General features: G+C 62.0%; 10 protein-coding genes. 4 read left to right on the top strand and 6 right to left on the bottom strand.

Annotated features, from left to right (window positions below; translation table 11 throughout):
• Positions 1–123 precede the first annotated feature (123 nt).
• The gene (gene rlmN / locus SAB01S_RS05035) at positions 124–1,386 is read right to left on the bottom strand and encodes a dual-specificity RNA methyltransferase RlmN (RefSeq protein WP_062732115.1); all 1,263 of its coding nucleotides are present in this window, start codon (positions 1,384–1,386) and stop codon (positions 124–126) included.
• Between the two features lie 49 nt (positions 1,387–1,435).
• The gene (locus SAB01S_RS05040) at positions 1,436–1,936 is read right to left on the bottom strand and encodes a hypothetical protein (RefSeq protein WP_062732005.1); all 501 of its coding nucleotides are present in this window, start codon (positions 1,934–1,936) and stop codon (positions 1,436–1,438) included.
• A 170-nt stretch (positions 1,937–2,106) separates the two neighbouring features.
• Here SAB01S_RS05040 and dnaN point away from each other — a divergent pair, with 170 nt between their 5' ends.
• Positions 2,107–3,219 (top strand): DNA polymerase III subunit beta, encoded by a 1,113-nt coding sequence (gene dnaN, locus SAB01S_RS05045; RefSeq protein WP_021227474.1) that lies wholly within the window; start codon positions 2,107–2,109, stop codon positions 3,217–3,219.
• Positions 3,220–3,304: 85 nt separating this feature from the next.
• Positions 3,305–5,923, top strand: a complete 2,619-nt coding sequence (locus tag SAB01S_RS05050) for an EAL domain-containing protein (protein WP_062732006.1) — start codon at positions 3,305–3,307, stop codon at positions 5,921–5,923.
• A 7-nt stretch (positions 5,924–5,930) separates the two neighbouring features.
• On the opposite strand, the gene SAB01S_RS05055 is transcribed toward SAB01S_RS05050, so the two are convergent.
• The 3 genes from SAB01S_RS05055 to SAB01S_RS05065 form a co-directional block, all read right to left on the bottom strand.
• Positions 5,931–6,182 carry a hypothetical protein gene (locus tag SAB01S_RS05055; RefSeq protein ID WP_062732007.1) on the bottom strand — a complete coding sequence of 84 codons (252 nt, stop codon included), beginning with the start codon at positions 6,180–6,182 and terminating at the stop codon, positions 5,931–5,933.
• Positions 6,183–6,300: 118 nt separating this feature from the next.
• Positions 6,301–7,821: a fumarate hydratase gene (locus SAB01S_RS05060; RefSeq protein ID WP_062732008.1), complete on the bottom strand. Its 1,521-nt coding sequence runs from the start codon at positions 7,819–7,821 to the stop codon at positions 6,301–6,303.
• An 80-nt stretch (positions 7,822–7,901) separates the two neighbouring features.
• Entirely contained in the window at positions 7,902–8,261 is a 360-nt protein-coding gene (locus SAB01S_RS05065) for a DUF4440 domain-containing protein (RefSeq protein ID WP_062732009.1), read from the bottom strand.
• A gap of 518 nt (positions 8,262–8,779) precedes the next feature.
• Between SAB01S_RS05065 and SAB01S_RS05070 the strand changes: the two genes are divergently transcribed.
• The gene (locus SAB01S_RS05070; protein WP_439646658.1) at positions 8,780–10,711 is read left to right on the top strand and encodes a ribonucleoside-diphosphate reductase subunit alpha; all 1,932 of its coding nucleotides are present in this window, start codon (positions 8,780–8,782) and stop codon (positions 10,709–10,711) included.
• Positions 10,712–10,757: 46 nt separating this feature from the next.
• Here the strand turns inward: SAB01S_RS05070 and SAB01S_RS05075 are convergent, their stop codons facing one another.
• The gene (locus tag SAB01S_RS05075) at positions 10,758–11,021 is read right to left on the bottom strand and encodes a DUF2171 domain-containing protein (RefSeq protein ID WP_062732117.1); all 264 of its coding nucleotides are present in this window, start codon (positions 11,019–11,021) and stop codon (positions 10,758–10,760) included.
• Between the two features lie 103 nt (positions 11,022–11,124).
• Here SAB01S_RS05075 and SAB01S_RS05080 point away from each other — a divergent pair, with 103 nt between their 5' ends.
• Positions 11,125–12,177, top strand: a complete 1,053-nt coding sequence (locus SAB01S_RS05080; RefSeq protein WP_021227466.1) for a ribonucleotide-diphosphate reductase subunit beta — start codon at positions 11,125–11,127, stop codon at positions 12,175–12,177.
• Positions 12,178–12,229: the final 52 nt, after the last annotated feature.

Genomic DNA, 12,229 nt, shown 5'->3' on the forward strand with positions numbered 1-12,229 from the left:
CGCCTTTTCTGACCCTCCTCTCAACAGGTCAGATCAAGCGAAGGGCGGTCCCTTAGGGGGCCGCCCTTTTTTTATCCACGCTCCCGCCAAAAGTATGGCGCCGCCTGTCGCAGAAGGTTCGCTTCACCCCAGCGCGGCTTGCTTTTCCTCGGCCAGGCGACGCATCTCCGCCTTGCTCTTCTTTTCGCTGGCGCTTTTCAACTGGCCGCACGCCGCCATGATGTCGCGCCCGCGCGGGGTGCGGACGGGCGCGCTGATGCCACCTTCGAACACGATGTCGGAAAAGCGCCTGATCCGTTCGGGCGTGGAACATTCATAATCGGTGCCCGGCCAAGGATTGAACGGGATCAGGTTGACCTTCGCCGGCAGCTTATAGTGCCGCAGCAGTCGCACAAGTTCGCGGGCGTCCGCGTCGCTGTCATTCTTGTCCTTGATCATCACATATTCGAAGGTGATGCGGCGGGCATTGTTCGCACCGGGATAGGCGGCGCAGGCGGCGAGCAACTCCTCGATCCCGAATTTCCGGTTCAGCGGCACCAGTTCGTCACGCACATCCTTGGTCACGCCATGAAGCGAGACGGCAAGGTTGACGCCGATTTCCTCGCCAGCGCGCGCCATCATCGGGATGACGCCGCTGGTCGACAGGGTGATGCGCCGCTTGCTGAGGGCAAGGCCATCGCCATCCATCACGACCTTGAGCGCATCGCGGACATGGTCGAAATTATAGAGCGGTTCGCCCATGCCCATCATCACAATGTTGGTCAGCATCCGCCCATCGGACGTATAGTGCGACGCTTCGTCGCTTTCCTCGTCATCATTGGCCGATGCCATGCTGCCCTTGGGCCATTCGCCCAGCGCATCGCGCGCCAGCATGACCTGGCCGACGATCTCGCCCGGCGTCAGGTTGCGCACCAGCCGCATCGTGCCGGTGTGGCAGAAGGAGCAGTTCAAGGTGCAGCCGACCTGACTGGACACGCATAGCGTTCCCCGATCCGCGTCGGGGATGAAGACCATTTCATAATCCTGCCCGTCGTCCGAACGCAGCAGCCATTTGCGGGTGCCGTCGCTCGATACCTGCGCCTCCACCACTTGCGGGCGGCCAACGACGAAGCGCTCCGCCATCCAGCCGCGCATGGGCTTTGCAAGGTCGGTCATCGCGTCGAAATCGGTTTCGCCGCGATGATAGAGCCAGTGGAAAATCTGCTTGGAGCGCAGCTTGGCCGCCTTGGCGTCCAGCCCGGCTTCCTCGAACACGCTTTTGATTTGCATGCGGGACAAGCCCATCAGGTCGACGCGCCCATCCTCCCGCGGCGTCACCGCACGCCGCACGGGCACAGGATCGATAGCGCCGGGAATCGGCATCAGGGGGCTGGCGGATGTCTGCATGATCGCGCCCATAGCCCAATTTTCGGGCAAATGTAAGGCGCGCAGACGCCTAGCGCAGGCGTGCGCAGCCCAAGGCGGCGGCGTCGATCGCGGTGGCCGCGCCGCGCAGGGCGTAGCTGTCGGCAAAGGCGCGGCCGTCCGCGCCGATGCTGGACACGCTCATGCTGGTGGCCGAGCGCATGGCGGCGATGATCTGGGCGTCGGTGCGCGCGTCGGGGGCCCAGGCGTCGACCTGTCCCGCCACCAGGGTGAAGCGACGTTCTCCGACGCTCAGGCGAACCGGCGCATCGGGGGAGCGGGCGCGGCTGAGGCGGAGATGAACCTGCCCGCGCACATGCGCGCGGGGCCAGGTGCCAACCGACGCAAAGCCCTGCGGCGTGCGGCCGCGCCGGACCTGAGGCTGGGCAATGGCATAGCAGCGCGGCGCTGATCGTCCTGTCGGAGGATCGCGAAACGCCCCCCAGCTTTCGAAAATGCCAAGAGAATCGCGTGCAATGGCAGGCAGCGGCGCGAACAGCAGCGGAACGAGGCAGGCGAAGGCGCGGCGCATTGCGACGGCAAAGCGCAAGCCGTCCCCATTTGCAACCCCATCCGTAATGAAAGGGCGATGCCGCGCTTGCAGGGACGGCAACAGCGGTTATGAAGAAGCATCCATCAGTGTCGCCGGGATTCGACCGAACCCCCGGCTCTCGGCTTAAAAAGAACGGACAGAACAGGGACATGAAGGCCACCATCGAACGCGCAACGCTCCTCAAGAGCCTGAGCCACGTCCAGTCGGTGGTCGAGCGGCGCAATACCATTCCGATCCTGTCCAACGTGCTGATCGAAGCATCGGCCGATGGCGCGATCAAGCTGATGGCGACCGACCTTGACCTTCAGGTGGTGGAAAGCATTTCCGCCCAGGTGGAACAGCCCGGCGCGACGACCATTTCCGCCCACACCCTGTTCGACATCGCCCGCAAGCTGCCCGAAGGCAGCCAGGTGTCGTTGCAGGCGGCCGACGGCAAGATGCTGATCCAGGCGGGCCGCGCGCGCTTCAACCTGTCGACGCTGCCGCGTGACGATTTTCCGGTGATTGCCGAGGGCGACCTGCCGACGCAGTTCGAACTGCCCGCTGAGACGCTGAAGCAGATCATCGACAAGACGCGCTTTGCGATTTCGACTGAGGAAACGCGCTATTATCTGAACGGCATTTATTTCCATGTGTCGGATGAGGGGCAGCCGGTGCTGAAGGCCGCCGCGACCGACGGCCACCGCCTGGCCCGCGTCACCGTGCCGCGCCCCGACGGCGCCGATGGCATGCCCGGCATCATCGTGCCGCGCAAATGCATCGGCGAATTGCGCAAGCTGCTCGATGAAGTGGAGGGATCGGTGCAGATCAGCCTGTCGGCGAGCAAGATCCGCTTTGGGCTGGGCAGTGCGATCCTGACCAGCAAGCTGATCGACGGCACTTTCCCCGATTACAGCCGCGTCATTCCGACCGGCAACGACAAGCTGCTCAAGATCGACCCGCGCAGTTTCGAAGATGGCGTCGATCGCGTCGCGACGATCGCCACGGAAAAGACGCGGGCGGTCAAGATGAGCCTGGACAAGGACCGTATCACCCTGTCGGTCACCAGCCCCGAAAATGGCACGGCGGCCGAGGAAGTCCCCGGCGCATTTCAGGGCGAAGGCTTCGATATCGGGTTCAACGCCCGCTATCTGCTCGACATATTGGGCCAGATCGACAGCGACCTTGTCGAACTGCACCTGGCCGATGCCGCTGCGCCGACGCTGATCCGGGAAAATGACGCCAGTCCGGCGCTATATGTTCTGATGCCCATGCGGGTGTGATGGCAGGGACGACATAGTCTATCGCTTCGTGGATTTACTGTTTGAAAGTAAGTCTCTGTCAATAGATCGCGCGTAGAAGAGAGGCATGTCTCTGAAACGCGCGTCTTCCCCGGAGTTGTCACGGCCTGCGACTTTGTTGATGGCGCTTGGCCTGACGCGAAGCGGCACCGATGTCGCGGCGACCTGGATTTGTGGCAGTTTCCTTCACATTGCGCGGCTGTGGCCGCTGATCTTGCTGTCCAAAATCTGCGTGATGCTGATGCTGGGCCTGCTCGTCTTCCGCCCGCAGGACTGGACGCAATTTTTGTTGTTTGGCCTGATGTTCCTGGTCGACGGCGCGTTGATGATAGTGCCGCGCAAGGACCGGTTCCGCCGCTTGCGGCCCCATATCCAGACCTGGGCCATGCTGCCCATGCTGTTTCTGTCCGGGCTGAGCTACAGCGCTTGGATCGCCGGTGCGTTGGGATGGACCCAAAACGCCTCGCCAGCACTGACGGCCTTATCCCAACTGGTGGTGGCGCTGCTGGTGGCCTGTATCGTGGGGGACCGACGCCTGCTGGGGATGAGCTATTTTCTCGGCGTGCTGGTGGCGGCCCTTATCGGCAGCGCCGGGCTGATCCCGATCGGCCTGTTGTCCAGCGGCTTGCTGGTCATGGCGGTCGCCACCGTCAGGCAGGCCTCGGTCGATCGCGATCGCGCCATGGCGATGCATCGCCAGGATTTGCGCGCCCAGCGATCGGACCGGCTGTTGCAGGAACATGAGCGCAGCGGGCGCGGCTGGTTCTGGGAAACTGACCGGCAGGGGAACCTGACCTATATTTCCGATACGTTGTGCGAAACGCTGAAATTGCCGTGCGGCAGCCTCATCGGGCGGGCCTTTACCGACATATTGCGGCCAGGCGACCGGCAGGCGGGCGATGGCGAACGCACGCTCGGCTTTCACCTGTCGGCCCGCACTGGTTTTTCGGAAATTCCCGTGTGCGCGGCCCTGTCAAAGGAAGAGCGCTGGTGGTCGATTTCCGGCCAACCGGTGTTTAACGAATATGGCCAGTTCCACGGTTTTCGTGGGTCGGGTACCGACCTTACCGAAATGCGCCGCAGCCAGGCGGAAGTGACGCGACTGGCGCAATATGATTCGCTGACCGGCCTAGCCAACCGCATCCAGATGCTCCGTTCGCTTGAGCAGGCGGTGGCCGCACGCCATGGCCGGCCGGGCGAATGCACGCTGATGATGCTGGACCTTGACCGGTTCAAGAGCGTCAACGATTCGCTGGGCCATCCGGCTGGCGATGCGCTGTTGCGTCAGGTCAGCCAGCGCTTGCAGCGCGTGGTGGGGGACAAGGGGCTGGTCGGGCGACAGGGCGGCGACGAGTTCAAGATATTGTTGCCGCGTCACCATGACAAAAACAGCCTGGAACTGCTGGCCAAAGCAATCATCGCGACGGTGGCCGAACCCTATAATATTGAAGGGACGTCGGTGGTCATAGGTGTGTCGATCGGCATGTCGATGTCTCCGCAGGACGGCGTGACGGCCGAAGCGTTGATCCGCAATGCGGACCTGGCACTGTACGCCGCCAAGGGCGATGGACGCGGGGTGCATCGCTTTTACGCGCCCGAAATGCACGCCGATGCCGAAGACCGGCGCAAGCTGGAGGAGGATCTGCGCCACGCGCTGGCCGCCGACGGGTTGCACCTGGTCTATCAGCCGGTCGTGTCTTCACGCACCGAACGGATTACGGGGTATGAAGCGCTTCTGCGCTGGAACCATCAAACCCGCGGGCCAATTTCGCCTGCTTTGTTCATCCCGATCGCCGAGGATACCGGGCTGATCGGGCCGCTCGGCGAATGGGTGCTGCGCACCGCGTGTCTGGATGCGGCGCAATGGCCAGAGGGTATTCGCGTCGCGGTGAATGTCTCTCCCACGCAATTCGCCAATCCCGGCTTCCCCTCGACCGTGATGAATGCGCTGGCGGCCGCGCAACTCACGCCGGAGCGGCTGGAACTGGAAATCACCGAAAGCGTGTTCCTGAACGACGATTCGGACACCGACTCGATGTTCGCGCGCCTGAAATCCCTGGGCGTGCGGCTGGCGCTCGATGACTTCGGCACCGGCTATTCATCACTCGGCTATCTCAAGAAAGCGCCGTTCGACAAGATCAAGATCGACCAGAGTTTCGTGCGTGGCGCCGCGATCAAGGGCAGCCGCAACAGCGCCATCATCAAGGCGATTGTCAGCCTGGCCGAAGCGCTGGACATGGACACGACGGCCGAAGGCGCGGAAACGCAGGACGAGCTGGTGCTGATCCGGCAATTGGGATGCAGCCATATTCAGGGCTATATCTATGGACGGCCGATGCCGATGGAGGATGTGCTGATTGCGCATCGGGGCGGCGTCACAACTGCGGCTGTGCCCAAGGGCTATCGGTCCAGTCGGCCCGAGCGCAAAACGATGTTGCGGACGGTTGCGGTGCATCATGACGGGCACAGCTACACTGGCCGGGTGCGCAATATTTCCGAGACGGGCGCGCTGATCGAAGGGCTATGGAATGTGCCCGTCGGCACGAGTTTCTCGGTCGAATTGTCCGACCGGCTGGTGGTGCAGGCGACCGCGCGCTGGTCCAAGGATGACCGGATGGGCGTCGTTTTCGATCGTTCGATCGATCTCGCATCCCTTCGGGCCCAGCCGCGCGCGCTGGCCTCCTGAGGTCCCTTTAGCTGGGCTTGAGCGGGGCGAGCGTCACGCCCTGCCAGTCGCCACCGGGATGAGCTTCCCGCCCCATCGTCCAGTTGGTCTGCAAACGGACCATGGGATTGGGCGCGCACCAGATTTCGCCCGAATCGCTTAGCCCCGTTACCCAGATAAGATTATGCTCTTGGCCATAGTCGATGACGGCAAAGGCAAAGCCCTTCCCCTTGCCCTGGACATCGACGGGAAGGGGCGGGTCGAGTTGCGTGAAGGACATGGCAGACTCCGGCTGGGGGGTGCCGCAATCAATGCCGGTCAGGGGCGCTGGTTCCTGCGATTAACAAGGATCAGTCACTTAATCCCCTCCCCACGCCTCGCGCGGGGAGGGGGACGGGTCAGGCCTGTTCCAGCAACCCTTCGCGTTTGATCTTTTCCTGCCATACCAGCGGTGCGAGGCGGTGGACATTCTGCCCCTCGCTGTCGACTGCGACGGTGACTGGCATGTCCTCGACCGTGAATTCGTAGATCGCCTCCATGCCCAAGTCTTCGAAGCCCACGACCTTGGCCTCCTTGATCGCCCGCGCGACCAAGTAGGCCGCGCCGCCGACGGCCATCAGATAAGCGCTCTTGTGCTTGGCGATGCTGTCGGTCGCGGCGGGACCGCGCTCGGCCTTGCCCACGCAGGCGGCCAGGCCCTGTTCCAGCATTATGTCCATGAACTTGTCCATGCGCGTCGCGGTCGTGGGGCCCGCAGGACCGACCACTTCGTCGCGCACCGGATCGACCGGTCCGACATAATAGATGACCCGGCCCTTGAAATCGACGGGCAGGTCCTCGCCCTTGTCCAGCATGTCGGCGATCCGCTTATGCGCGGCGTCACGGCCGGTCAGCATCTTGCCATTCAAGAGCAGCCGGTCGCCATGCTTCCAGCTTTGAACGACCTCCGGCGTCAGCGTGTCGAGGTCGACGCGGATCGCTTCCTTGCTTGGCTTCCAGTCGACCTGTGGCCATTCGGAAAGCTTGGGTGCTTCCAGATAGGCCGGCCCCGACCCATCGAGCGTGAAATGCGCGTGGCGCGTCGCGGCGCAATTGGGGATCATTGCGACTGGCTTGCCCGCGGCATGGCAGGGATAGTCGTGGATCTTGACGTCGAGCACGGTCGAGAGCCCGCCAAGGCCCTGCGCCCCGATGCCGAGCGCATTGACCTTGTCATACAGCTCGATGCGCAGTTCCTCGATCTTGTTCTGCGGCCCGCGCGCCTTCAATTCGCCCATGTCGATCGGGTCCATCAGGCTTTCCTTGGCGAGCGCGACCGCCTTTTCCGCCGTGCCGCCGATGCCGATGCCCAGCATGCCGGGCGGGCACCAGCCCGCACCCATCTGCGGGAGCATTTCGAGTACCCAGTCGACGATCGAATCGCTGGGGTTCATCATCTTGAACTTGGTCTTGTTCTCCGACCCGCCGCCCTTCGCCGCGACATCGACGATCACCTTGTTCCCCGGCACCATCTCGACATTCAGCACGCAGGGGGTGTTGTCCTTCGTGTTCTGGCGGCTGAAGGCGGGATCGCGCAGGATCGAGGCGCGCAGGCGATTTTCGGGGTTCAGGTAGGCGCGGCGCACGCCCTCATCCACGACCTCCTGCATCGATCGGCTATTGTCGTCCAACCGGCAGTCCATGCCCCATTTGATGAAGACATTGACGATACCCGTATCTTGGCAGATCGGGCGATGCCCTTCGGCGCACATGCGGCTGTTGGTCAGGATTTGCGCAATGGCGTCCTTCGCCGCCGGATTGGCTTCCGCCTCATAGGCGGTGCCCAGCGCCCGGATATAATCCATCGGGTGATAATAGCTGATGAACTGGAGCGCGTCGGCGACGCTCTCGATGAGGTCGGCGGTCTTGATGAGCGTCATCTACCCAAATCCCTATATCTGCCGCCCGCCCTGCACGGCGGGTCTTCGCATCGGCGGCTATAGGGTTTTGGCCGATAGGGTCAACTTGCCGTCAGCGGGGGCGTCTGCTGGTGCTGGACGACGCGCCATTCTTCGTGGGCGAGGCGGCGATAGGTGGATGTGCAATGCGCTTCATAGCCATCCTGCTCGCCACGTCTGGCCGTCGCCTTGTATGCGATGACGATCAATCCCTCCTGCGGCCGCATCACTTGGCGCTCGGCAAAATCCACGCTGTCCCAGCGCGGCGTATCGGCCATTGCGTCTGCGGCATCGCGCCCTTTGAGGACATAGGGCGGGGCTGGCACGACCATAAGCGCTTCATCATCTATGGCTTGTGCATAATGGGCCGGGTCGCCGGTCCACAGGCTTTCTTCGAACTGCCAGATGCGTGCGTCTTCCATGAATAGCCTTTCCTGTCCGAGGGATACACATCAAGCGCTTGCCGGACCGAAAGGCTCCGTCTGCTTATCTTCGCGAAAGAGCTTCCTGTCGTACGATCTGTGTTCGGTGCTATGGGGTCGGCACCGGCTCACGCATTTTCGTGGCAAGGCAAATTTATTTTTCTTTCCCTCATCACCCCCTTGCCTTTTTTGAGAGCAAGGGAGGAGCGCGCGTCGCTGCTGCGCGACATAGGCAGTAGGCACCGGCCTTGGCTCGTGCGAGTCCTCAAATCGTCATTTACCCCCTTGCGCCATGGAGACGCTGTGGCACTATCCCTTGTATCGGGTTAACGGGGGTTACCCAACAGATTGTGATTGCCCTCCTGGATACCTATCTGGGGGAGGGGCCGATTCCCGGCCCGGCGATCCGGTAGGTTGGCCCATTTCCGTGCCCCTGTGGACCGGTCGATGCGAAGATGCGCTTTGCCGCAATCGCGCTTGACCGAATCGAACGAAACAGGAACATCGGGGACTCGCAGATGGATTTTCGCGACAGTGGACAGGCAGGGACGGGTGACGTGGCGACGGTGATGGACGAAGTGCTCGAAAAGATGAGCGAAGCGGCAACGACGCAGGGCGAGGCGGCCGAGCCGGTGACGTCCTCCACGGTGTTGGCGCGCCGTTTTCCTGTCGTGACCGACGCGTCGCGCGATGCGCTGCTGACCGAATTTGGCAAGGAAACGCTGAACGATCGCTATCTCCTGCCCGGCGAATCCTATCAGGACCTCTTCGCGCGTGTCGCCGCCGCCTATGCCGACGATGCCGATCATGCGCAGCGGGTCTACGACTATATCTCCAGGCTCTGGTTCATGCCCGCCACCCCGGTTCTCTCGAACGGCGGCACCGGGCGCGGCCTGCCGATTAGCTGCTATCTCAACAGCGTCGACGACAGCCTGGAAGGCATCGTTAACACCTGGAACGAGAATGTCTGGCTCGCCTCGCGCGGCGGCGGCATCGGCACCTATTGGGGCAATGTGCGCGGTATTGGAGAGCCGGTGGGTCTCAACGGCAAGACCAGCGGCATCATCCCGTTCGTGCGCGTGATGGACTCGCTGACCCTTGCGATCAGCCAGGGCAGCCTGCGTCGCGGCTCGGCCGCCTGCTATCTCGACATCTCCCATCCGGAGATCGAAGAGTTCCTCGAAATCCGCAAGACGAGCGGCGACTTCAACCGCAAGGCGCTCAACCTTCATCACGGCGTATTGCTGACCGATGAGTTCATGGAGGCGGTGCGCGATGGCGCTGACTTCAACCTGCGCAGTCCCAAGGACCAGTCGGTGCGCGGCACGGTCAACGCCCGCGCTTTGTTCCAGAAGCTGGTCGAAGTGCGCCTCGCCACCGGCGAGCCTTATATCGTCTTCAACGATACCGTGAACCGGATGATGCCCAAGCATCACCGCGAACTGGGGCTGAAGGTGTCGACCTCCAACCTCTGCTCGGAAATCACTTTGCCGACGGGTCGCGACCATCTCGGCAATGATCGCACGGCGGTCTGCTGCCTGTCGTCGATGAACCTGGAAACCTGGGACGAGTGGAAGGATCATCCGACCTTCGCGGAAGACATCATGCGCTTCCTCGATAACGTCCTTCAGGACTATATCGACCGCGCGCCGGCGGAAATGGCGCGCGCCAAATATAGCGCGATGCGCGAACGCTCGGTCGGGCTGGGCGTCATGGGCTTCCACAGCTTCCTGCAGGCGCGCAACATCCCGTTCGAAGGGGCAATGGCCAAGAGCTGGAACCTGCGCATCTTCAAGCATATCAATGCCAAGGTGAATGAGGCGTCGATGCTGCTCGCGCAGGAGCGCGGGCCGTGCCCCGATGCGGCCGACCAGGGCGTGATGGAGCGTTTTTCCTGCAAGATGGCAATTGCGCCGACCGCGTCGATCAGCATCATCTGTGGCGGTGCGTCGGCCTGTATCGAGCCGATCCCGGCCAACATCTACACGCACAAAACGCTGTCGGGCAGCTTTGCCGTCAAGAATCCCTATCTCGAAAAGCTGCTCGTCGCCAAGGCGAAGGACAGCAGCGCGGTGTGGAATTCGATCCTGGAAAAGGGCGGCTCGGTCCAGCATCTCGACTTCCTGACCCAGGAAGAAAAGGATGTGTTCAAGACCAGTTTCGAGATCGACCAGCGCTGGCTGCTCGAACTCGCGGCCGATCGCACGCCCTATATCGACCAGGCGCAGTCACTCAATCTGTTCATCCCGGCGGATGTGGAGAAATGGGATCTGCTGATGCTCCATTTCCGCGCCTGGGAACTGGGCATCAAGTCGCTTTATTATCTGCGGTCGAAATCGGTGCAGCGCGCGGGCTTTGCTGGTGGGGTGGAAGCGGACAATACGATCGATGCGCCCCGGTTCGAAATCGCCGAGACAACGGATTATGACGAATGTCTCGCCTGTCAATAATATGGGCGCAAGCGGCGCGGCGGATGTCTCCGCCGCGCCCGCTGTCTCATTTTTCTTCTTCGAACGTCACCGCGACGTCGGCATTGGCAGACAGGCGCACCCGTCCGTCGCTCTCGACCTCCGCGATCAGGCCCTTTGAAATATAATGATGATGCCCTTCATGGCTTCCGGTAGCACCTTCGACCTGCGCCCCACTGTCCTTCTTGGTCAGCTTAATGCGGTCGCCCTCGACATGGTCGACGGTGCCCACATGGACGCCGTCGGCGCCGATGACTTCTGCATGTTCCTTGATCTGGTTCAAATCGACCACCATTGCTCTCCTGTTGCTGAGGGGACGGCGCATCAACGTTCTTCCCTTGGCCCGGTTGCAACGATCCTTTCCTGATAACGCATTCGCCCCGGAGTTACCCCAAATGCCCCTTCTCCAAGCCTCCAAGGTCTACAAGCCATTCGAATATCCCTGGGCCTATGAGTTTTGGAAGCGCCAGCAGCAGCTGCACTGGCTGCCCGAGGAAGTGCCGTTGGGCGAGGATTGCCGCGACTGGGCGCAGAAGCTCAGCGACCATGAGCGCAACCTGCTGACGCAAATCTTCCGCTTTTTCACCCAGGCGGACGTGGAGGTGCAGGATTGCTACCACGAAAAATATGGCCGCGTGTTCAAGCCGACCGAAGTGAAGATGATGCTGACAGCGTTCAGCAACATGGAAACGGTCCATATCGCTGCCTATTCGCACCTGCTCGACACGATCGGCATGCCCGAAAGCGAATATAGCGCCTTCATGCAGTATAAGGAGATGAAGGACAAACACGACTATCTGCAACAGTTCGGCGTCGACACAGACGAGGACATCGCCAAGACGCTGGCGATGTTCGGCGGCTTTACCGAAGGGCTGCAGCTTTTCGCCTCCTTCGCGATGCTGATGAACTTCCCGCGCTTCAACAAGATGAAGGGCATGGGGCAGATCGTCAGCTGGTCGGTGCGCGACGAAACGCTGCATTGCGAAGGGATCGTGCGGCTGTTCCACGCCTTCGTGAAGGAACGCGACTGCCTGACCGCCAGCGTCAAGGACGACATCATGGACATGTGCCAGAAGACGGTCCGCATCGAGGACGCCTTCGTCGACTTGGTGTTCGAGATGGGACCAGTGCCCGGCATGACGCCCAAAGACATCAAGAAATATGTCCGCTACATCGCCGACTGGCGACTGGGGCAGCTGGGCTTGAAGCCCATCTACATGATCGACGAGCATCCGCTCCCTTGGCTCACGCCGCTGCTGAACGGCGTGGAACATGCCAATTTCTTCGAAACCCGCGCGACCGAATATTCAAAGGCTGCGACGCGCGGCCAATGGAACGACGTGTGGGATGCGTTCGACCGTCGCCAGAAGATCAAGGGCGGCGCTGCCGCCAATGCCGACGAGGAAGGCCCCGATATGTTCAAGGCCGCAGGAATCGCGGCCGAATAAGCCCTGTATTGGCGCAAAGCACGGGGCCGCTATCCCATCCGGGGTGGCGGCC

The sequence above is a fragment of the Sphingobium abikonense NBRC 16140 genome (assembly GCF_001598335.1).
In the GTDB taxonomy this organism is placed as follows: domain Bacteria; phylum Pseudomonadota; class Alphaproteobacteria; order Sphingomonadales; family Sphingomonadaceae; genus Sphingobium; species Sphingobium abikonense.